This is a genomic window from Streptomyces sp. NPDC051563 (assembly GCF_044454225.1).
Lineage (GTDB): Bacteria > Actinomycetota > Actinomycetes > Streptomycetales > Streptomycetaceae > Streptomyces.
This window is the reverse complement of the sequence record NZ_JBITDL010000004.1, coordinates 362,265-383,444: the sequence shown is the minus strand read 5'-3', so window position 1 is coordinate 383,444 and position 21,180 is coordinate 362,265. Positions and strand designations below refer to the sequence as shown.

The following is a 21,180-nucleotide window of genomic DNA, read 5'->3' as shown; positions in this document are numbered from 1 at the left end:
GCTACCGGGCGTTTTGACCCCGCGCGGCCGCGTTTGTTCGCGCCGCGCGTCCGGCCCCCCCACCCCCCCCCCCCCCCCCGGGGGGGGGGGGGGGGGCGCCCCCCGGGGGGCGCCCCCCCCACCGCGTGTGTACGCACGACACATCACCCGGGGGTACCCACCATGTCCGCCATCGCCGCCCAGCTGTCCGATGCCCGGCTCTACCTGTGCACGGACGCCCGCAAGCGGCAGGGCGACCTCCCCGAGTTCCTGGACGCCGTCCTCGCCGGCGGGGTGGACATCGTCCAGCTCCGCGACAAGGGCATGGAGGCGGGCGAGGAGCTGGAGCACCTCCAGGTCTTCGCCGAGGCGGCCCGCCGCCACGGCAAGCTGCTCGCCGTCAACGACCGGGCCGACGTCGCGCACGCCATCGCCTCCGACGTGCTGCACCTCGGGCAGGGCGACATCCCGGTGCCCGCCGCCCGCGCCATCCTGGGCCGGGAGGTCCTGATCGGCCGTTCCTGCCACTCCGAGGCGGAGGTCGACGCGGCCGCCGCCGAGCCCGGCGTGGACTACTTCTGCACCGGCCCCTGCTGGCCCACCCCCACCAAGCCCGGCCGCTTCGCCCCCGGCCTCGGCCTCGTCCGGCACGCCGCTTCGCTCGCGCAGGACCGGCCGTGGTTCGCGATCGGCGGGATCGACGCGGGGAACCTGGACGAGGTACTGGACGCCGGCGCCTCCCGCGTCGTGGTCGTACGGGCCCTCACGGAGGCCTCCGACCCCGGCGCCGCCGCCGCCGACCTCGCCCGGCGGGTCCGCGCCCGGCTCGGCTAGGCCGAAAAGGGGCCGAAGAGGGGCCGAAAGGGAGGGCCTGGCCGACCTCGGGCGGCGGAGAAGGGGCCCGCGCACCACCCCGGCGTCTCATTTCCGCGTCCAATCCGTGGACAACGCTTCGACGGACACCGGACCGCGTCTAACCTCCCCGTATGGCCCTTGGTACCTCTTCCACCTGGTCGGACCGTGCACACACGGTCCGCGACCTCATCGCGTCCGGGCGCTCGTACTCCTTCGAGTTCTGGGCCCCCAAGACGGAGAAGGGCGAGCGCAACCTCTGGAACGCGCTGCGCCGGGTCGAGGCCGTGGCCCCGAGCTTCGTCTCCGTGACCTACGGGGCCGGCGGCTCCACCCGCGGCGGCACCGTCCGGGCCACCGAGCAGATCGCCGCGGACACCACGCTGACCCCGGTCGCGCACCTCACCGCCGTCGACCACTCGATCGCCGAGCTGCGCAACGTCATCGGCCAGTTCGCCGACGCCGGCATCCGCAACATGCTCGTCGTGCGCGGAGACCCGCCGGGCAACCCCATGGGCGAGTGGGTGCCGCACCCCGAGGGCGTGCACTACGCGGCCGACCTGGTCCGGCTGGTCAAGGAGTCCGGCGACTTCTGCGTCGGCGTCGCGGCCTTCCCCGAGATGCACCCGCGCTCCAGCGACTGGGACACGGACATCCGGCACTTCGTGGACAAGTGCCGCGCGGGCGCCGACTATGCGATCACCCAAATGTTCTTCGATCCGGACCACTACCTCCGGATGCGCGACAGCGTCGCGAAGGCGGGCTGCGACACCCCGATCATCCCCGAGGTCATGCCTGTTGTGAACATCAAGCAGCTCGACCGCCTCCCGCAACTCAGCAACGCAGTCTTCCCTGCGGCCGTGAAAGAGCGCATGCTCGCCGTCAAGGACGACGCGGCCGCTGTACGCTCCATTGGCATCGAGTTCGCCACGGAGTTCTGCGCGCGGCTGCTGTCCGAGGGTGTCCCGGGGCTGCACTTCATCACGCTGAACAATTCCACGGCGACGCTGGAGATCTACGAGAACTTGGGCCTGCACCAGCGGGCCTGATCGGCCGGCCCCCGTTCCCGGGCGGGCGGCCGTACCGAGAGGGGCCCCGCATGGGAATGACGGTCCTCTACATCGCGTTCGGTTTCGTCGCGCTGTGGCTGCTTGCCGAGGTCCTGATGCAGTACAAGGCCCGGTTGCGCTGGCGCCTGCTCGCCTTCACCGGCTTCGTCGGCGTGGTCGCCGGCGTCGTGCTGCCGTCGGTGCTCGTCATCGGGGCCGGTGCCGTCGCGTTCGCGATCGGCCAGACGCTGGTGACCCTCTCCTTCCGCAAGGGCTTCGTGTCCGGCTGGTCGCTGCGCCGGGGCAAGGCCCCCGAGCCCGAGCTTGCGCAGAGCCGGCGCCGCCGGCCCGCGGCCGGAACCCGCCCGGAGCCGTCCCTTGAGGTGACGGCCCTGGAGTACGGGCCCGATCCGGCCGGGGACGAGGACTCCGACGAGGACTCCAGCGCGTTCACCACGGGGGCCGTGCGCGCCCAGGTCCAGGGATTCCACCCCGGGCAGCCGGCCGCCGACGCCTCCGACGCGACCGGTCCGTACGGAGCCCCCGGCGAGACCGGCGCCTTCGCCTCCCCGTTCACCTCGTTCGCCCCGTCCGGTCAGGCCGAGCAGGACGCCCACCAGTACGCGGCGTACTACGACCCGCAGACCCAGGGCGGCTACGACTACACCACCGGCTACCCGGCCCCCGGTGAGCAGCAGGTCTACGCCGCCTACTCGGATCCGTACATCGGCACCGGCGGAGCCGTCGCCCCGCAGCAGCCGTACGGCTACCCGGCCCCGTACGGCGGCTACGCCCCGGACCCGTACGCCACCGGGCAGCAGGAGCAGTACTCCACGGACACCCCGCCCGGAGGGGTCTGGGTCCCGCAGCAGCGCGACGCGAACCAGCCCTACCCGGCGGAGGAGCAGCAGCAGCCCTACCCGTATCCGTACCAGGGCACGGGCGAGTACGAGCAGTACCGCTACTAGGCCGTCTCTTTCGGATCTTGCCGGGCCCGCGACGCCCGGCACCACGCCCGGCCGCACTGCCGGGGCGACCACGTACGCCCAGTACGCGAACGCCCCGGCAGCACGCCCGGGCACGGCACCGGACGCCGCGGGCTCGGCCGACAAGATCCGAAAGAGACGGCCTAGGCCGTCTGCCGGGCCGTCCCTTTCGGATCCTGCCGGGCCCGCGGCCCTACCGGGAGCCGCGGAAGCCGGCGCCCTCCACGATCAGCCCGGCCACCAGGGCCCCCGTCATCCCGGCGTGCGCCAGCCCGCCGCCCGGGTGCGCCCAGCCGCCCGCCAGGTACAGCCCGGGCACGCCGGTGGTGTTCGCGGGGTGCAGCATCCGGCCGCCGGCGCCGGCCAGCGAGGGCGCGGGCACCCGGCCCCCGGCCGACCCCGTGGCCTCGCCGACCTCGGCCGGGGTGCGCAGCTCGTGCCACAGCAGCCGCTCCCGCAGCCCGGGGACGACGCGGGCGGCCGCCGCCAGCAGGTCCTCGGCGGTCGGAGCGGCCGCCGTCCCCGCCGTCACCACGGCGTGCACGGTGACCGCCTCGTGCCCGGCGTCCGGCCGGGCGGCCGGGTCGTCGGGGCGCAGCACGGTGACGTGGCCGGCCAGCGTGCGGTGCGCGGCCCCGTCCTCGCGGGCCCCGCGCAGCGCGGCGAACAGGGTGTACCACTGCGCGGGCTCCGTACGGGCGGGCGCGGAGTCAAGGGCGGGCGGCATCTCCACCAGCTGCGGGTCGGCCGCGCAGACCACGTGGTCGGCCGTCACCTCGGTGCCGTCGGCCAGCCGCAGCCCGGCCGCCCGGCCGTCCCGTACGAGCACCTCCCGTACCGCCGCGCCGAACGCGAAGGCCACCTTCCGCTCCAGGCACCGCTCGTACACGGCGGTGGCCAGCTCCCGGACCCCGCCGCGCACGTACCAGCTGCCGAAGGTCTGCTCCATGTAGGGCAGCACCGCCGCCGAGGCGGGCGCGGTCGCCGGATCGATCCCGTACGCCCGTACGCGCGAGGTGAGCAGTTCGTCGAAGCCGTCGCCGCCGAGCTCGCGGGCGGCGACCTCGGCCAGGGTCGGCGGCCGGCGGCGCAGCAGCCCGCTCCCGCGCAGGGCGGGGTACGGATCGCGGCCCAGGGCCGACCGGTCCTGCTTCAGCGGCTCCTCCAGGAGCGGCCGGCGGGTGGCGTCCCAGGCGTCCCGGGCACGGCTCAGGACCGCGCTCCAGCGGTCTCCGGAGCCCGGCCCGAAGGCGGCCTCGACGGCGGCCGCGGCGCCGCCGTGCGAGCCGCCCGGGAAGGTGACCGTACGGCCGTCCGGGAGCACGTACCGGACGGCGGGGTCGATCTGGACCAGCTCCGCGCACTCCTCCAGAGGGCGCTTGCCGGTCTTGACGAACAGATCGCGGTAGACGGCGGGCAGGTGCACCAGCCCGGGGCCGGTGTCGAAGACGAAGCCGTCGCGGGCGTACCGGCCGACGGCTCCGCCGTAGGTCGCCCCGCGTTCGTACACCGTCACCTGATGTCCGGCCACGGCCAGCCGTGCCGCCGTCGCCATCGCGCCCATCCCGGCGCCGATCACCGCAATTCGTGCCATGCCGCTGAGCCTATCGAGCGACCCGGGCGACCTCGTCGGCGAGCCTCTTCTCCTCGCGGCGCTGGGCGCGGCGGCGCAGGTAGCGGCGGATCTTGGCCCAGAGGTAGATCAGCAGGGCGAGTCCGATGATCAGCAGGACGGCGCAGATGATCGCGGCGGCCTCGGGATTGAACATCGCGAAGGTGACGATCCCGCCGACGCCGAGGTCCTCGGCGGTGCTCATCACGACGTTGCTGAACGGCTCGGGCGAGGTGTTGATCGCCATGCGCGTGCCGGCTTTGACGAAATGGCTGGCCAGGGCCGTGGTACCGCCGACCGCGCCGGCGGTGATGTCGGAGAGCGAGCCGCTCTGCCCGGCCAGCAGCGCACCGACCACCGCTCCGGACAGCGGGCGGATCACGGTGTGGACGGTGTCCCAGAGGGAGTCCACGTACGGGATCTTGTCGGCGACGGCCTCGCACAGGAAGAGGACGGCCGCCGCGATCAGCACGTCGGTGCGTTGCAGGGAGGCGGGGACCTCGTCGGTCAGGCCGGTCCTGCCGAAGATGCCGAGCAGCAGGACCACGGCGTATGCGTTGATCCCGCTGGCCCAGCCGCTGGTGAAGACCAGGGGGAGCACACTCATCTGATCATCATGTCCCAGAAGCCGTGATCCGGCGCGGAATCGGGAAACAGCGGAAAACCGGGGAAAACAGTGAGGGGACGGCCGCCTTCCGGCGGCCGTCCCCTCACCCGAGTCTGTCGGTGGGGCCTACTGCCCCTGATCGTCACGGCGGCGCTGCCACCGTTCCTCGATACGGGTCATCATCGACCGACGCTGCCGGTTCTGCCCATGGGGCGAACCGACTGCACTACCGGAGACGGGCTGCTCACCAGGCTTGGGTGCCTTGCGCCAACCGGTGACCACGAGCACCGTACAGCCCAGCATGACGAGGAATCCCACCACGCTGATCCACAGTACGTTCGGCACGATCACACCGGTCATGAGGAGCGCGATACCCACCACAATGCCTGCGACTGCCTGGTAGACCCGTCGCCGGGTGTACGTGCGCAGTCCGCTTCCCTCAAGCGCTGTAGCGAATTTGGGATCTTCGGCGTACAGCGCTCGCTCCATCTGCTCGAGCATTCGCTGCTCGTGCTCCGAGAGCGGCACGGGAGTCCTCCTCATCCGTCGGTCGCGGGGGGTAGCGACCAGGGGTCCCCTTCAGGATAGGCGGGGAATCGCCCCCGTGATACCCGCCCTCTACGCCACGTTCTAAAAAAACACTGCCCGTAAAAAGTACCGCTTGGGGAATGCTCAGCGCCGTCTTGAACGGCCCACTGAGGGCGTTATTCCCCAGAGGTCCGCTCGGCATGCCGGGCGCTGACCCCGATCATACGGGTCACGACCCCGGTTCGGAGGGTGAGTGGCGCACCGCGTTCCCGCCGAGCTCCGCAGATCAGGCGGGCTTCTCGCCCAGGATGTGCAGCTGCGTGGCGACCGCGTGGAACGCCGGGAGCTCGGCCGCGGCCTCTTCCAGGCGCAGCAGGGCCTCGACGGCGCCCGGCTCGGTGTCGACCAGAACGCCCGGGACGAGGTCGGCGAAGATCCGCACCCCGTGCACCGCGCCCACGGCCAGACCCGCCTCGGAGGCCAGGGCGGAGAGCTGCTCGGCGGTGAAGCGGCGCGGTACCGGATCGCCCGCGCCCCAGCGCCCCGCCGGGTCGGTCAGGGCCGTACGGGCCTCCGTGAAGTGCCCGGCCAGGGCGCGGGCCAGGACGGCACCGCCGAGTCCGGCGCCGAGCAGGCTGAGGATGCCGCCGGGGCGCAGGGCGGCCACCGCGTTGGCCACGCCCTCGGCCGGGTCGTCCACGTACTCCAGCACGCCGTGGCAGATCACCACGTCGTAGGAATCGCGCTCGACGACATCGAGCAGACCCTGGGCGTCGCCCTGCACCCCGCGGACCAGATCGGCCACGCCGGCCTCGGCGACCCGGCGCTCCAGACCGAACAGCGCGTTGGGGCTCGGGTCGACCACGGTGACCCGGTGGCCGAGGTGGGCCACCGGCACGGCGAACTTGCCGGTGCCGCCACCCGTGTCGAGCACGTCCAGCACGTCCCGCCCGGTCGCCTTCACCCGGCGGTCGAGCGCCTCCTTGAGGACCTCCCACACCACGGCGGTGCGGAGGGAGGCGCGGGGGCGGGAAGTGTCCGACACGGCTGATGGCTCCTCGGCGCGTTGGGTGAGCGGTCGCTGCCCACCCTATGGCCTCCGGCTGCCGGGCAGGTCATCCCACGTCCGGACGCTCCGCACGCGGCAGCGGCAGGCCCTGGGCCGGGGCGGCCGGGGCCGGCGGGCGGAGCGAGAGCATCCGCTCCACCAGACGCAGGAACATCGCGACGGCACGCACCAGATCGTCCGCGTCCCGGCCGGTGGCCGCTCCCGTGATGCCGGCCTCCGCCCGCGCCCGGCGGGCCGCGCCGGAGGCGAAGAGCGCGCTCCACTCGTCCAGTTCGGGCGCTATCTCCGGGAGCACCTCCCACGCGCTGCGGATCCGCGGCCTGCGCCGGGGGTGCACCGGCTCCGGCCGGCCGCGGGCGGCGAGCACGGCCGCGGCGGCGCGCAGCGCGGCGAGATGGGCGGTGGCGTACCGCTCGTTGGGCCGGGTCAGCCGGGCGGCTTCGGCCAGGCCCTCGTGGGCCTTCGCGAGCAGGTCGAGGGCGGCGGGGTCGGCCGACGACTTCCGGGGGACGGGGTGGACAGGGGACGGGGACGGTGTGGCCATGACGAACCTCCTGTCGTTGCATACGCATCGCGCTGCCTGGTGCAGCTCCTACACATCGAGCACATCGAGCACTTCGAGCAAATCGAGCCGTTCTTACGTGTACCCATCGTGACGGCCCCCACTGACAATCGCGCTGACCTGCAGTTTTGCCCCGGGCTCCGGGGTGATGGCCGGGCAACTGCCGCCCGGTGCGCAGCGGATGCCGCCGAGGATGCTAGTTTTTGAACTGACCGGTCAGTTTAAAAGAAGGGGGAGGGTGTGGACAGCCCGCACGGCGCGGCCGTCAAAGCCGAGGACTTCGGAGTCAAGGGCCCGCGCGGCTGGGTGTTCCGGGGGATCGGGATCGACGCGGCGCCCGGCTCGCTCATCGCGGTCGAAGGCCCTTCCGGCAGCGGGCGGACCTGCCTGCTCCTCGCCCTCACCGGCCGCATGAAGCCCACCGAGGGCCACGCCGAGATCGGCCGCCACCGGCTGCCGAAGAAGATGGCCGCGGTCCGCCGCATCGCCGCCCTCGGCCCGGTCCCCGGGGTCAACGACCTCGACCAGGCCCTCACCGTCGCCGAGCAACTGCGCGAGGGCGCCCTGCTCCAGCGCCGCTACGACGGCCCCGTGCGCGCCCTGCTCCGCCCGCGCGGCGAGCGGCGCGCCTCCACCGCGGCCCGGATCGACGCCGCGCTGGCCGCCGCCGGACTGGACGTCGCGGCCCTGCCGAAGGGACCCCGCACCTCGGTACGGGACCTCGAACGGCTGGAATCCGTACGGCTGTCCGTGGCCATCGCGCTGCTCGGCTCACCGCGCCTGCTGGCCCTGGACGACCTGGACCTCAAGCTCTCGGACGCCGAACGCGCCGAAGCCTGGGACCTGCTGCGCTCCCTCGCCGCCCGCGGCACCACCGTCCTCGCGGTGTGCAGCGAGGCCCCGTCCGACGTGACGGTCCTGCGCACGGTCCCGGCGACGGAACCCGCGGCTGCTCCGGGCACGGCCCCGGCCGCGGGATCCGGACCGGTGCCCCGGCCCACGGACTCCAAGATCACCTGGGGAACCCGGGCCGCCACCCCGCCCGGCTCCGATGCATCCGGCGGTTCCGACGCATCCGACGCATCCGGCGGTTCCGACGCGACCCGCCACCCGGCCGCCGCCCATGATCCGCACGACACGAAGGGGGACGACGATGCGCTCGCCGAAGCTGGCCGCGCTTGAGCTGAAGCGGTTCGGGCGGGGGAAGCTGCCCCGGGCCGCCCTCGTCGCGCTGCTCCTGCTGCCCCTGCTCTACGGAGCCCTGTACCTGTGGTCCTTCTGGGACCCCTACAGCCGCCTCGACAAGGTGCCGGTCGCCCTCGTCAACTCCGACCGGGGCGCCACCGTGGACGGGAAGCAGATCGACGCCGGCGGCGAGATCACCCGCAAACTGCACGACAGCAACACCTTCGACTGGCGCGAGGTCAGCGCCGAAGAGGCGGCCAAGGGGCTGGAGAACGGCACGTACTACCTCTCCCTCACCATGCCCGCCGACTTCAGCGCGAAGATCGCCTCCAGCTCCGGTGAGGACCCCGCCACCGGAGCCCTCCAGGTCCGCACCAACGACGCGAACAACTACATCGTCGGCTCGATCTCGCGCACCGTCTTCTCCGAGGTCCGCTCGGCGGCGTCCACCAACGCCTCCCGCGGGTTCCTCGACAAGATCTTCGTCAACTTCTCCGACCTCCACGGCAAGACCGCCGAGGCCGCCGACGGAGCCGACAAGCTCACCGACGGCGCCGGCAAGGCACAGAAGGGCGCCAAGGACCTCGCCGACGGCCTGGACACCGCGAAGGAGAAGAACGGCGAGCTCACCGGCGGCCTGAAGAAGCTGAACGGGGCCGCCGCCCAGCTGGAAACCGGGGCCGGGGACGTCGCGGCGGGCACCCAGAAGCTCGCCGACAAGGTCGGCGGCGCCGCCGACAAGGCCCGCCCCTTCCTCAAGGACCCCAAGAGCCTCGCGGACAGCGCCGAACTCGTCGCCGACACCGCACAGGTCGTCGACAAGCACCTCGAAGCCTTCGCCAAGGCGGCCCCGGCCGCCGCCACCGTCACCCAGCGCGTCTCCACCGGCGCCGCCGACGTCTACGCGAAGACCTGCACCACCGGCGCCAAGCCGCTCCCCGAAACCTGCCCGCAGCTGAAGCGGCTCAAGGACGACGCGGCCGAAGCCGCCGAACTCGCCGGTGACGTGAACACCCTGCTCAAGGACGCGAACGGAGACCTCGCCACCCTCCACAATCAGCTCGGCGACCTGGAGCGCGAAGCCCGGCTCCTCGTCACGAAGGCCCCCGGCCTCTCCGCGGACCTCGAAGCCGCGGTCACCCAGGTGAACGCCCTCAACGACGGCGCCCACAAGGTCTCCGCCGGCATGGCCAAGCTGCACACCGGCATCGGCTCCGCCACCGAGGGCTCCGGCGCGCTCGGCGCGGGCGTCGGCAAGCTCGGCGCCGGCGCGCACGAACTCGACGGCGGCCTCGTCAAGCTCGTCGACGGCAACGGCGAACTCGCCGGCGGCCTGCACGACGGAGCGGGCAAGATCCCGGCCTACGACCAGCAGCAGCGCGACGCCCGCACCGAGGTCATGGCCGACCCGGTACGGCTCGCCAACCAGTCCCTGCACAAGGCGCCCAACTACGGCACCGGCTTCGCCCCGTACTTCATCCCGCTCTCCCTCTGGGTCGGCGCGATGGTCGCCTACATGCTGATCGCACCGCTGAACCGGCGCGCGCTCGCCGCCGGGGCCTCGCCCTGGCGGATCGCCTTCGCCGGCTGGCTGCCCGTGGCCGGGATCGGCGCCGCGCAGGTGGGCGCACTGATGTCCGTACTGCACTGGGGGCTCGGCCTGCAGATGGCCCGGCCGGCGCTCACCGTCGGCTTCCTGATGCTGGTCACCGCCTGCTTCGCCGCGATCGTCCAGTGGCTCAACGCCAAGTTCGGCGCGGCCGGGCGGATCCTGGTCCTGGCCGTCCTGATGCTCCAGCTCACCTCGGCGGGCGGCACCTACCCCGTCCAGACCAGCCCCGGCTTCTTCAACGCCATCCACCCCTACCTGCCGATGTCCTACGTGGTCGAGAGCCTGCGCAGGCTCATCACCGGCGGCGACCTCGCCCCGGTCTGGCAGGGCTGCCTGGTCCTCACCGCCTTCACGGCCGGCGCCCTCGCCCTGACCGCGCTCGCCGCCCGCGGCAAGCAGGTGTGGACGATGGACCGGCTGCGCCCCGAACTGAGCCTGTAGCGGGAAGGGACAGGTTGACCTGTGACAATCAGCGCCATGGATAGCAGCAGCACCGGTACGGCCACGGGCGGCGGCCGCCGCCAGGCCACACGGCAGAAGCTCTACGAAGCAGCCGTCACCCTCATAGCGGAGCAGGGCTTCTCCGCGACCACGGTCGAGGAGATCGCCGAGCGGGCGGGCGTGGCGAAGGGCACCGTCTACTACAACTTCGCCAGCAAGAACGACCTCTTCGAGGAGCTGCTGCGGCACGGAGTCGGACTCCTGACCGCATCCCTGCGGACGGCCGCGGAATCGACCGAGGCCAGGGGCGGGACCCGGGTCGAGGCGCTCGACGAGATGATCCGGGCCGGACTGGTCTTCATCGACCGGTACCCCGCCTTCACCCAGCTCTACGTCGCCGAGCTGTGGCGCACCAACCGGACCTGGCAGTCCACGCTGATGGTCGTCCGGCGGGAGGCCGTCGCCGTCGTGGAGACGGTGCTGCGGGAAGGCGTGGAACGGGGCGAGCTCAGCACGGAGATCGACGTGCCGCTGACGGCCGCGGCGCTGGTGGGGATGGTGCTGGTGGCGGCGCTCGACTGGCAGTCCTTCCAGAGCGAGCGCTCGCTCGACGACGTGCACTCGGCGCTGTCGCTGCTGCTGCGGGGCAGGGTGAGCGGGAACCGCTGACGGTTCCGGTCGCCGGTGACCCCCGATCGGCGGTGCCGCGGGGGTGGCGGGGCGGCGTAGAACTGGTGGGGCGGCTGAGTATCCGTACCTAGACGCGGAAATGAGTACCCGCGCGGATGGGGTGCGGTGGGGCGGCACGCCAGACTGGGGGCAACGGACAGGGGCCCGGCGCGCACGGCCGACACGGGGCGGCAGGTGCGGACCGGGTCTCTCCGACCGACGGGGTGGGAACGGGGCCGGGGCTCGGGGGGATCGAGCCCCGGCCCCGGACCCGTTCCCGGCTCGCAGCCCGGCCCCGCAGGGGGTGCGGGGCCGGGCTGGTGTCAGCTGCGGCCGCGTGCGGGGAGGCGGGACCGGGCCCGGGAGGCCGTGTCGGCGAAGCGGGTGGTCAGGGCCGACCGGCGGGCCGCGGCGGCCCAGCCGATCCGCGCCGCCGAACGGGGGAAGAACAGCGCGCGCAGCCGGGCCCACCGGGACACCCCCGCGAGCAGCCCGGCCCGGGCCAGCAGCACGTCCGGGGCCGGCTCCCCGTGCGGGGCCTCCGCCCCCGGCGGGGCATACAGCTCCCGCTCCACCCCGCCCGCGACCCGGCGTACGGCATCGGCCGCCTCCGCGTCCAGTCGGCCCAGGGACACCAGCCGGTCCGCCGCCCCCCGCGGGGACAGCGCCTCGTCCGGCAGGATCCCGACGTCCCACGCGGCGTCGCCCAGCTCCCGCCAGGCGGCCAGGACCTGCCCCGATCCGAGCCGCCGCGCCCGCAGCCGCCCGCGCCACAAGAACGGCAGCAGCGGCAGGCCCAGCAGCAGGATGCCCGCGGCCGTCCAGGCCAGGACCGTGCCCGCCGAGGGGCCGCCGTCGCCCGCGCCCGTGTTCCGCTGCGCCGCGGCCGGACCGCACTCGCCCAGCTTCTTCTGGTCCGGAGGGCAGTCCTCCGCCGTCGAGGGCCCGGCCGAAGGCTGCGCCGCACTCGCCGACGGCGCTGCCGTCGGCGCGCTCGTCTGCGGCCGCGGGGCGGCGGGCAGGCTGTAGTCCGGCACCGTGATGCCCGATCGCGGGGTCGGCTCGAAGCGGGTCCAGCCCACCCCCTCGAAGTACAGCTCGGGCCAGGCGTGCGCGTCCCGCATCGAGACGTTGACGACGCCGTCGGACTGCTTGACCCCGGGCGTGAACCCGACCGCGACCCGCGCCGGGATGCCGAGCGTGCGCGCCATCGAGGCCATCGAGAAGGCGAAGTGGACGCAGAAGCCCTCCTTGTCGGCGAGGAACTTGGCGATGGCCTGCGAGCCCGTGCCCGAGGAGACCTTCGTGTCGTAGCGGAACCCGCCGCTCACCGCGAAGTAGTCCTGGAGCTTGACCGCCGCCGAGTAGTCGTCCTTCGTTCCGCGCGTCACCTCGCGGGCCGTCCGGACGACGACCTCCGGGAGGTTGTCCGGCACCTTCGTGTACTCGGCCGCGATCTCGGGATTCGCCGCCGGCGCGCTGCGCAGCTGCTCCGCCGTCGGGTTCAGCAGCAGGCTGCGCACCGAGTACTGCACGCCCTGCGCGTTCTGGAACTTGTCCTTGCCCAGCTGGTCCCCGACGAGCGTCCGCCCGGCCGGCTCGAACCGCCACTTCCCGGTGATGTCCACCCCCGTCGCCGGATACGGCATCGGCAGGTAGCGCTGTGCGTAGGTCTGCGCCGAGGAGATGAAGGTCTCCACCTCGGTCGCGCCGTTCAGCACGCTCTCGCTGACCCCGGGCGGGTTCGGCATCCGCTTGGGGACGTCCGTCAGGGCCCGCCCCGACGCCTCCCACTTGATGCCGTTGAACTCGTCCAGCGCCAGGATCCGCAGGTACTGCTCGCCGGCCTCCGGGCTGTTGGTGCGGTACCGCAGCACCACCCGGTTGTCCTGGGTGTTCAGGCTGCTCTGCAGGGAGACCAGCGGGTTGACCGCCTGGATCGAGGGGCCGAGGCCGTTGCCCTCGCCGTCGCCCGGGCCGCTGCCCGAACCGAGCACGCCGCTGCCCAGCGAGGGCAGCACCGCCGGCACCGCGAGCGCCAGACCCAGCGCGACCGCGCCGATCCGCCGCCCGGTGCGCACCGGGGCGAGCGCCCGGCCGCCGCCGGAGTATCCGGCCGCCACCTGCCCGCGCGGGGCCGCGCCGAAGACCCGGCCCCACTGGGCGAGCCGGTCGCGGCCCTCGGACAGCAGGAGCAGGAGGTAGCCGCAGCCGGCGAGGAGGAAGGCGATCCAGGAGGCGCTGGTGCCGGTGGTGGCGCTGGAGAGGCCCGCCGCCACCGAGTACAGCGCGAGCAGCGGGAGCCCGGCCGCGGCGGCCGTCCGTACGGTCACCGCCAGCAGGTCGACGAGCAGCCCGATCAGCAGTACCCCGGACACCAGCAGCAGCCGGATCCCGTCCGTCAGCGGGGCCGGCATCGCGAACTCGTTCACGTCCTGCACGCCCTGGCGGAACAGCGCGCCGAAGTCCGTCACGAGGTAGTCGAACAGGCCGTCGCTCGCCGCGGACCGCAGCTTCCCGCCGAACAGCAGCATCAGCGCCAGCAGCGATACGAGGAGCTGCGCCGCCACGGTCAGCGTCCGGGCCAGCGGCACCCGCCGCGCCCCGGCGCCCACCGCGCTCTGCAGCGCCAGCAGCAGCGCCGCCTGCGGCAGCCAGCCGCCCGATTCCACCAGCGGGTTCAGCGACCAGGCGGTGAACAGCGTCGCCAGAGCCGCGAAGACCGTCAGTCTCGCCCGCCCGCTCATCCCCAGCCCCCCGCAGAACCCGAACCGCCCGTCGTGCCGATCGGCGCGTTGCCCGCCTGGCGCCACAGGTCTCCGAAGGGCACCCCGGGCGGGGCGGCCAGGGCCGTCCAGCCCGCGTCCTGGAGCCCGGCCAGGCGCTCCTCCAGCGGAGGCAGGCCCTGGGCCATGACCGAGGCCAGCCCCGGCGGCCGTCCGGACCAGTCCGCGGAGTCCAGGACGAAGGCCACGGCGCCGCCGCCGCGCCGGCACATCCTGGCGGCCAGCCCCGTCTGTACGTCGTCCAGGTCTCCGAAGAAGGCGATGAGGAGCCCGTCCCCGCCCGCTCCGCCGAAACCGCTGCCGGCGCCGTTACTGCGCACCGCGTCGCAGGCCCGCGAGAGCCCCGCGCCGTCGGAGTGGCCGACCACCGCGAGGGTGTCCATCATCAGCCCCGCGGCCTCCGCGGACTCCTGCCCGCCGGAGGTGAAGCCGCCGCCCTCGCGGGGCACGCAGTCCCCGGTGTCGGTCAGCAGCCGCACGGAGAAGCCCTGCTCCAGCAGGTGCACCAGGGCCGACGCCGCGGCGGAGACGGCCCACTCGAAGGCCGAGTCGGGGCCGGCGCCCTCGTAGGCGAGGCGCCGGGTGTCCAGCAGGACCGTGGCCCGGCTGCGCTGCGGCTGTTCCTCGCGGCGCACCATCAGCTCGCCGTAGCGGGCGGTGGAGCGCCAGTGGACGCGCCGCAGGTCGTCGCCGCGCCGGTAGCCGCGCGGGATCACGTCGTCCTCGCCCGCCAGGGCCAGCGAGCGGCGGCTGCCGTCGCCGTAGCCGGAGGACTCGCCGGTGAAGCGCACCAGGGGCAGGGCCTCGGTGCGCGGGATGACGGTGAGGGTGTCGTACGCGGAGAAGGAGCGGGTCAGCTCGACCAGCCCGAAGGGATCGGTGAGCCGCAGCTGGAGCGGGCCCAGCGGGTAGCGGCCGCGCAGATCTGAGCGGACCCGGTAGGACACCTCGCGGCGGCCGCCCGGCTCCACCCGGTCCAGCACGAAGCGGGGCCGGGGCCCGAGCACGTACGGCACCCGGTCCTGGAGCATCAGCAGCCCGGTCGGCATCCGGGAGGTGTTGTCGAGCCGCAGCTGCACCCGGGCCTCGGAGCCGGCGGGCACCCGCATGGGGGTCAGCCGGCGGGTGCCGGAGACCCGGTGGCGGGTGCGGTGCAGGGCCAGCACGCAGAGCAGCGGCAGCACGGCGAGCAGCAGTCCGACGCGGAGCAGCTCGGACTGGCCCAGGACGTACGCGCACAGCCCGGCGGCGATCCCGGCGGCCAGGAAGGACCGGCCGCGGGTGGTCAGCCCGGCCAGCGAGGCGCGCAGCCCGCCACCCTCCTGCGGGACCCGGCCGCCCGCGCCGTGCGGGGCGCCGGCGCTCATCAGAAGCCCCGGATGCCCGCGCCGGGCGGGATCTCGCCGCGCGAGGGGGCGGCCGGTACGGGGGTGCGCTGGAGGATGTCGGCGACGACCTGCTCGGCGGTGCGCCGGCTCAGCTGGGCCTGCGCGGTGGGCAGCAGCCGGTGCGCGAGCACCGGACCGGCCAGGGCCTGCACGTCGTCGGGCAGTACGTAGTCCCGCCCGGCCAGTGCGGCGCAGGCCTTCACGGCCCGCAGCAGGTGCAGGGTGGCGCGGGGGGAGGCGCCCAGGCGCAGGTCCGGGTGGCTGCGGGTGGCGGAGACCAGGTCGACGACGTAGCGCCGGACGGGCGCGGCCACGTACACCTCGCGGACGGCTTCGATGAGCTTGCCGATGTCGTGGGCGTGCGCGACGGCCGTCAGATCGTCGAGCGGGGAGAGCCCGCCGTGCACGTCGAGCATCCGCAGCTCGGCCTCGGGGCTGGGGTAGCCCACCGAGACCCGGGCCATGAAGCGGTCGCGCTGGGCCTCGGGGAGGGGATAGGTGCCCTCCATCTCCACCGGGTTCTGGGTGGCGACCACCATGAAGGGGCTGGGCAGCGCGTAGGTGGTGCCGTCGATGGTGACCTGGCGCTCCTCCATCGATTCCAGCAGCGCGGACTGGGTCTTGGGGGAGGCCCGGTTGATCTCGTCGCCGATGACGATCTGCGCGAAGATCGCGCCCGGCTTGAACTCGAATTCCCGGCGCTGCTGGTCGTAGATGCTCACGCCGGTGATGTCCGAGGGCAGCAGGTCCGGGGTGAACTGGATGCGCTGCACCGAACAGTCGATGGACTTGGCGAGCGCCTTGGCCAGCATGGTCTTGCCGACGCCGGGAACGTCCTCGATCAGCAGGTGGCCCTCGGCGAGCAGGACGGTCAGCGCGAGGCGGACCACTTCCGGCTTGCCCTCGATCACGCTTTCGATCGACTCCCGCACCTGCTGCGCCGTGCTGGTCAGATCCGCGAGGCTCGCTCGGTCGTCATACGTGGTCACCTGGTTCTCCTCGACCCTTTCCCAGGGCCGGCGCCCCATGGCGCATGACCGGCCCACCCCGAAACACCTCAGAAACGCGAGCAATCAAGATCGTCGAAACGCGGACACCGTCCCGGAAGTGCTTCCGGGTGACGTCTCCCCGCATTCTTGACGGCGCTTGGCCCTGGTGTCACTCAAGAGGTGGGATCGATCTCCCGCAGGAGGCCGGTGTGCACGTCGAAGACGAAGCCTCGCACATCGTCCTTGTGGGGCAGGAAGGGGTTCGTGCGGACCCGCTGCATCGACTGACGGACGTCCTGGTCCACGTCGCGGAAGGCCTCCACGGCCCAGGCGGGACGCTGGCCGACCTCGTCCTCCAGCTCGTGCCGGAAGTCCTCGGTCAGGCTTTCGAGACCACAGCCCGTGTGGTGGATGAGTATCACCGTGCGGGTGCCGAGCGCCCGCTGGCTGATGGTGAGCGAGCGGATGGTGTCGTCGGTGACCACTCCGCCGGCGTTGCGGATCGTGTGGCAGTCGCCCAGCTCCAGGCCGAGGGCGGCGTGCAGGTCGAGGCGGGCGTCCATACAGGCCACGACGGCCACCTGGAGGACCGGGCGGGCGTCCATGCCGGGGTCGGCGAACTTCGCCGCGTAGGTGCGGTTCGAGTCGACGAGGCGGTCGGTGACGGAGAGCTCCTCGGCGGCCTGGGGCGCGGAGGCGGCGGGCAGGGGTACGGAAGTCGTCATGGATACGACGTTAGTGGTCACAGGCCGTGTGAGCATCGAGTGAGGGTGGACAAAGAAGGTCACCTGATCCTGTTGTGAGCTAACCCACAGGGGTGAGGCGCACGCGGCCAACCGGGTGATTCGCGGCTTTTGCGGCTTCGGTGGCAGCGGAGCGCACGGCGCGCGGGGCGGTTCGTTGACCGCGGCGACCGTTGCACTAAAGTGACGCGAACCGGCCGGAGCCCGGCCCTGACCGGCCGCCCGGCCCTTTGGTAAGACTCCGCGTGCGCGGCGCGGCGTATGCCTGCCGCGCCGTTATCTGAGAGGGCGCTTTGACTAGCGAGTCCCGACACGTCCCGGTGATGCTCCAGCGGTGCCTGGACCTGTTGGCCCCGGCACTGGAGAGGCCCGGGGCCGTCGTCGTCGACTGCACCCTCGGGCTCGGCGGGCACAGCGAGGCCCTCCTCACCCGGTTCCCCGAGGCCCACCTGATCGGCCTGGACCGCGACAAGGAAGCCCTGCGCCTCTCCGGGGAGCGCCTCGCGCCCTTCGGTGACCGGGTCACCCTCGTCCACGCCATCTACGCCGACCTGGCCGAGGTGCTGGACGGCCTGCGCATCCCCGCCGTGCAGGGCATCCTCTTCGACCTCGGCGTCTCCTCCATGCAGCTGGACGAGGCCGACCGCGGCTTCGCCTACGCGCAGGACGCCCCGCTCGACATGCGGATGGACCAGACGACGGGCATCAGCGCGGCCGAGGTCCTCAACACCTACGCGCCCGGCGAGCTGGTCCGCATCCTGCGCCAGTACGGCGAGGAGAAGCAGGCCAAGCGGATCGTGTCCGCGGTGGTGCGCGAGCGGGACAAGGACCCCTTCACCAACAGCGCGCGCCTCGTCGAACTGATCCGCGACTCCCTGCCGCAGGCGGCGAAGCGGACCGGCGGCAACCCGGCCAAGCGCACCTTCCAGGCCCTGCGCATCGAGGTCAACGGCGAGCTGTCCGGACTGGAGCGGGCGATCCCCGCCGCGGTGGACCGGATCGCGGTCGGCGGCCGGATCGTGGTGCTCTCGTACCAGTCGCTGGAGGACCGCCTCGTCAAGCAGGTCTTCGTGGCCGGCGCGACCTCGACGGCCCCGCCCGGGCTGCCGGTCGTACCGGAGAAGTACCAGCCGAAGCTGAAGCTCCTGACGCGCGGCGCGGAGCTTCCGACGGAGGAGGAGATCGCGGAGAACCGGCGTGCGGCGCCGGCCCGCTGCCGCGGGGTGGAGCGCATCCGGGAGGCGCGGCTGTGAAACGCCTGGGGCGGGTGCTGGGGGGACCGGTCGCCGGACAGGCGGCGCGGACCCCGTTCGTCCTGCTGGTCGTGGCGCTGCTCGGCGGCGGGCTGATCAGCCTGCTGCTGCTGAACTCGGCGCTGAACCAGGGCTCCTTCCAGCTGAGCAAGCTGAAACGGGAGACCACCGCGCTCACGGACGAGGAGCAGGCGCTGCAGCGCGACGTGGACGGCTATTCGGCGCCGGACGCGTTGCAGCGGCGGGCGCACGAGCTGGGTCTCGTACCGGGCGGCAGTCCGGTGTTCATCGGGCCCGACGGCAAGGTCGCCGGCACGGCCTCGCCGGCCGCCGAGCCGCCACCGCCGTCGCCGCCGGCCGCCTCCGTGCCGGCCGGCTCCGTGCCGGCCGCCCCGCCCTCGCCGGGCGCGGCCGTCCCCAGCCCGGCCGGCTCCCCGGCCCCGGCCCCCGCCGCCCCGTCGGGCGGAGCCGCTCAGCCCTCCCAGACCCCTGGACGGTGACGTAATGACGCGTACCCCTGCGGGGCTGGTCCCCTACCCGCACTTCGGCCGTTCCCCGGGCTCCGCCCGGACCCCTGCCACACGCGGCACCGTCGCCGGGGGCCAGCCCCCGGACCCCCGCGCCTCAATCGCCGGCGAGGCTGAATCTGCCCAGCCCGGCGCCAGGAACGCGCGGGCTGACGCCGCCCGCATCCACCCCCGCGACGCGCACATGCGGACCGGTGCCGGCCAAATCGAGCCCCTCCGGCGTTTGAGGAGCGGGGTCTGGGGCGGCGCCCCAGAAGCCCAGGTGCAGCCGGGTTCCGCGCACGTACGGGGGGCCGCCGCGTGAGCCCCCAGGAGCCGCCGCGGCGGCGCGTGCCCGGGCCCGGGCGGCCCCGGCCCGGCGGGGACCGGGCGCGGGCCACGGCACGGCCGGTCGGGGCCAGGCCAGCCACCCGGCGCCCCGCCCCCGCGAGGAAGCCGCACACGATCCGGCTCGGCGCCCCCAAGCCCCGGCTGCGGCTGGTCAGCGTCGGGCTGACGATGGTGATGCTGGTGTTCGTCGTACGCCTGCTCCAGGTGCAGGCCGTCGACGCGTCGGCGTACTCCGCCAAGGCCTCCGAGAACCGCTACGCCAGCTACACCCTGGCCGCCGAGCGCGGGGAGATCACCGACCGCAAGGGCGTGGCGCTCGCCACCAGCGTGGACGCGTACGACATCACCGCGGACCCGCACATGTTCACCGTGCAGGAGAGCAAGGCCCCCGACGCCCCCGAGCAGGCGGCGGCCCTCCTCGCGCCGATCCTCGGCAAGGACGCCAAGGAGCTCACGGCCCGGCTGAAGACGAAGAACACCCGCTACGTCGTCCTCGCCCGCCGCCAGACCCCGCAGGTCTGGAACCAGATCAAGGACCTCAAGAAGGTGTTCGCCGAGAAGGCGACCGCCGACAAGAAGAACAACGGCCCCGGCGCCAACGTCCTGGCCGGGGTGTTCAACGAGAACAGCAGCAAGCGCGTGTACCCGAACGGCGACCTCGCCGCCGGGATACTGGGTTACGTCAACGCCGAGGGCAAGGGCGGCGGCGGCCTGGAGTCCTCCCTCGACAAGAAGCTCTCCGGCAAGGACGGCGAGCTCACCTACGCCCAGTCGGGCGGCCGCCGCGTGCCGACTGCCGGGTCCAGCGAGAAGCCCGCCGTGCCCGGCGAGGACATCGAGCTGACCATCGACCGCGACATCCAGTGGGCCGCGCAGAGCGCCATCACCGAGCAGGTCGCCAAGTCGGAGGCCGACCGCGGGTACGTCATCGTCCAGGACACGACCACCGGCGAGGTCCTCGCCATGGCCAACGCCCCCGGCTTCGACCCCAACGACCTCTCCAAGGCCAGCTCCGCCGCCATGGGCAACGCCGCGCTCCAAGACGTGTACGAGCCCGGCTCCACCGCCAAGGTGATGTCGATGGCCGCCGTCCTGGAGGAGAAGAAGGCCAAGCCCGACACCCACGTCGAGGTCCCCAACCGGCTGCACCGCGGCGACCGGCTCTTCAAGGACGACATCGACCACCCGACCTGGTACCTGACCCTCAACGGGGTCCTGGCCAAGTCCTCCAACATCGGCACGATCCTGGCCACCGGTCAGCTCGGCCCGACGCAGCCCGAGTCCAACAAGGTCCTGTTCTCGTACCTGGACAAGTTCGGCATCGGCCGGCCCACCGGGCTGAACTACCCCGGCGAGTCCCGGGGCATCCTCGCCAAGCCCGAGGACTGGTCCACTTCACAGCAGTACACGATCCCGTTCGGCCAGGGCCTGTCCCTCAACGCCATGCAGGCGGCCTCCGTGTACTCGACCATCGCCAACGGCGGGGTCCGCATCGCCCCGACCCTGGTCCGCGGAACCAAGGGCCCCGACGGCCGCTTCACCCCGGCCCCGGCACCCGCGAAGACGCAGGTGGTCAGCAAGGAGACCGCCAAGACCCTCGCGGAAATGCTGGAGTCGGTGGTCGACGACCAGGAGGGCACCGGCACCAAGGCACGGATCCCCGGCTACCGGGTCGGCGGCAAGACGGGCACATCCAACCGGGTGGATCCGGCCACCGGCCGCTACAAGGGCTACACCGCTTCGTTCGCGGGCTTCGCACCCGCGGACAATCCCCGCATCACCGTCTACTGCGCCATCCAGAACCCCACCAAGGGCAGTTACTTCGGTGGCCAGATCTGCGGGCCCATCTACAAGAAGGTCATGGAGTTCGCCCTCAAAACCCTCCAGATCGCTCCCACCGGAACCGCCCCCGCCGGACTTCCGGTCACCTACGAACCCGGCGCGCAGCCCGGCCCGCAGTCGAGCCCGCAGCCGGGTCAGTGACCGCCGACCGGCCGGCCCGCCCCAGAAAAG

Annotated in this window: 18 protein-coding genes; 9 read left to right on the top strand and 9 right to left on the bottom strand. The window is 73.1% G+C overall.

Annotation, left to right across the window (positions count from 1 at the left end; genetic code table 11):
* Nucleotides 1-162 precede the first annotated feature (162 nt).
* The 3 genes from thiE (at nt 163) to ACIA8F_RS07690 (ending at nt 2,848) form a co-directional block, all read left to right on the top strand.
* Nucleotides 163-813, top strand: a complete 651-nt coding sequence (gene thiE / locus ACIA8F_RS07700; protein WP_399377333.1) for a thiamine phosphate synthase — start codon at nt 163-165, stop codon at nt 811-813.
* 152 nt (nt 814-965) lie between these two features.
* A complete protein-coding gene (gene metF, locus ACIA8F_RS07695; RefSeq protein WP_399377332.1) occupies nt 966-1,880 on the top strand; it encodes a methylenetetrahydrofolate reductase [NAD(P)H] in 915 nt (304 codons plus the stop codon).
* Nucleotides 1,881-1,930: 50 nt separating this feature from the next.
* Nucleotides 1,931-2,848, top strand: a complete 918-nt coding sequence (locus ACIA8F_RS07690; protein WP_399377330.1) for a hypothetical protein — start codon at nt 1,931-1,933, stop codon at nt 2,846-2,848.
* Between the two features lie 211 nt (nt 2,849-3,059).
* Here the strand turns inward: ACIA8F_RS07690 and ACIA8F_RS07685 are convergent, their stop codons facing one another.
* The 5 genes from ACIA8F_RS07685 to ACIA8F_RS07665 form a co-directional block, all read right to left on the bottom strand.
* Complete coding sequence (locus ACIA8F_RS07685) at nt 3,060-4,460, bottom strand: phytoene desaturase family protein (RefSeq protein ID WP_399377329.1); 1,401 nt, start codon at nt 4,458-4,460, stop codon at nt 3,060-3,062.
* 10 nt (nt 4,461-4,470) lie between these two features.
* Nucleotides 4,471-5,085: a DUF4126 domain-containing protein gene (locus ACIA8F_RS07680; RefSeq protein WP_383950572.1), complete on the bottom strand. Its 615-nt coding sequence runs from the start codon at nt 5,083-5,085 to the stop codon at nt 4,471-4,473.
* Between the two features lie 126 nt (nt 5,086-5,211).
* On the bottom strand, nt 5,212-5,613 hold the full coding sequence (locus ACIA8F_RS07675; protein ID WP_399377328.1) for a DUF3040 domain-containing protein: 402 nt from the start codon (nt 5,611-5,613) through the stop codon (nt 5,212-5,214).
* Nucleotides 5,614-5,899: 286 nt separating this feature from the next.
* Complete coding sequence (locus ACIA8F_RS07670) at nt 5,900-6,658, bottom strand: class I SAM-dependent methyltransferase (protein ID WP_399377326.1); 759 nt, start codon at nt 6,656-6,658, stop codon at nt 5,900-5,902.
* A 70-nt stretch (nt 6,659-6,728) separates the two neighbouring features.
* On the bottom strand, nt 6,729-7,226 hold the full coding sequence (locus ACIA8F_RS07665) for an SAV_6107 family HEPN domain-containing protein (RefSeq protein WP_399377324.1): 498 nt from the start codon (nt 7,224-7,226) through the stop codon (nt 6,729-6,731).
* Between the two features lie 258 nt (nt 7,227-7,484).
* Between ACIA8F_RS07665 and ACIA8F_RS07660 the strand changes: the two genes are divergently transcribed.
* The 3 genes from ACIA8F_RS07660 to ACIA8F_RS07650 are packed head-to-tail and all read left to right on the top strand — an operon-like array spanning nt 7,485 to nt 11,151.
* A complete protein-coding gene (locus ACIA8F_RS07660) occupies nt 7,485-8,426 on the top strand; it encodes an ATP-binding cassette domain-containing protein (RefSeq protein WP_399377323.1) in 942 nt (313 codons plus the stop codon).
* A complete protein-coding gene (locus tag ACIA8F_RS07655; protein WP_399377322.1) occupies nt 8,398-10,482 on the top strand; it encodes a YhgE/Pip family protein in 2,085 nt (694 codons plus the stop codon). Before ACIA8F_RS07660 ends, ACIA8F_RS07655 begins: the two co-directional genes overlap by 29 nt.
* A gap of 36 nt (nt 10,483-10,518) precedes the next feature.
* A complete protein-coding gene (locus ACIA8F_RS07650) occupies nt 10,519-11,151 on the top strand; it encodes a TetR/AcrR family transcriptional regulator (protein WP_399377321.1) in 633 nt (210 codons plus the stop codon).
* A 323-nt stretch (nt 11,152-11,474) separates the two neighbouring features.
* Here the strand turns inward: ACIA8F_RS07650 and ACIA8F_RS07645 are convergent, their stop codons facing one another.
* The 4 genes from ACIA8F_RS07645 to ACIA8F_RS07630 all read right to left on the bottom strand — a co-directional run bounded on the left by ACIA8F_RS07645 (nt 11,475) and on the right by ACIA8F_RS07630 (nt 17,039).
* A complete protein-coding gene (locus ACIA8F_RS07645; RefSeq protein WP_399377320.1) occupies nt 11,475-13,898 on the bottom strand; it encodes a transglutaminaseTgpA domain-containing protein in 2,424 nt (807 codons plus the stop codon).
* Nucleotides 13,895-15,304 carry a DUF58 domain-containing protein gene (locus ACIA8F_RS07640; RefSeq protein WP_399377319.1) on the bottom strand — a complete coding sequence of 470 codons (1,410 nt, stop codon included), beginning with the start codon at nt 15,302-15,304 and terminating at the stop codon, nt 13,895-13,897. The genes ACIA8F_RS07645 and ACIA8F_RS07640 overlap by 4 nt, the downstream gene beginning before the upstream one ends.
* Nucleotides 15,304-16,314 carry an AAA family ATPase gene (locus tag ACIA8F_RS07635; protein WP_399377318.1) on the bottom strand — a complete coding sequence of 337 codons (1,011 nt, stop codon included), beginning with the start codon at nt 16,312-16,314 and terminating at the stop codon, nt 15,304-15,306. Before ACIA8F_RS07635 ends, ACIA8F_RS07640 begins: the two co-directional genes overlap by 1 nt.
* A gap of 173 nt (nt 16,315-16,487) precedes the next feature.
* A complete protein-coding gene (locus tag ACIA8F_RS07630; RefSeq protein ID WP_399377317.1) occupies nt 16,488-17,039 on the bottom strand; it encodes a beta-class carbonic anhydrase in 552 nt (183 codons plus the stop codon).
* A gap of 341 nt (nt 17,040-17,380) precedes the next feature.
* Here ACIA8F_RS07630 and rsmH point away from each other — a divergent pair, with 341 nt between their 5' ends.
* The 3 genes from rsmH to ACIA8F_RS07615 all read left to right on the top strand — a co-directional run bounded on the left by rsmH (nt 17,381) and on the right by ACIA8F_RS07615 (nt 21,150).
* Complete coding sequence (gene rsmH, locus ACIA8F_RS07625) at nt 17,381-18,310, top strand: 16S rRNA (cytosine(1402)-N(4))-methyltransferase RsmH (RefSeq protein WP_399377354.1); 930 nt, start codon at nt 17,381-17,383, stop codon at nt 18,308-18,310.
* Complete coding sequence (locus tag ACIA8F_RS07620; RefSeq protein WP_399377316.1) at nt 18,307-18,810, top strand: hypothetical protein; 504 nt, start codon at nt 18,307-18,309, stop codon at nt 18,808-18,810. The genes rsmH and ACIA8F_RS07620 overlap by 4 nt, the downstream gene beginning before the upstream one ends.
* A 327-nt stretch (nt 18,811-19,137) precedes the next feature.
* The gene (locus tag ACIA8F_RS07615; RefSeq protein ID WP_399377315.1) at nt 19,138-21,150 is read left to right on the top strand and encodes a peptidoglycan D,D-transpeptidase FtsI family protein; all 2,013 of its coding nucleotides are present in this window, start codon (nt 19,138-19,140) and stop codon (nt 21,148-21,150) included.
* The last annotated feature ends 30 nt before the right edge of the window (nt 21,151-21,180 follow it).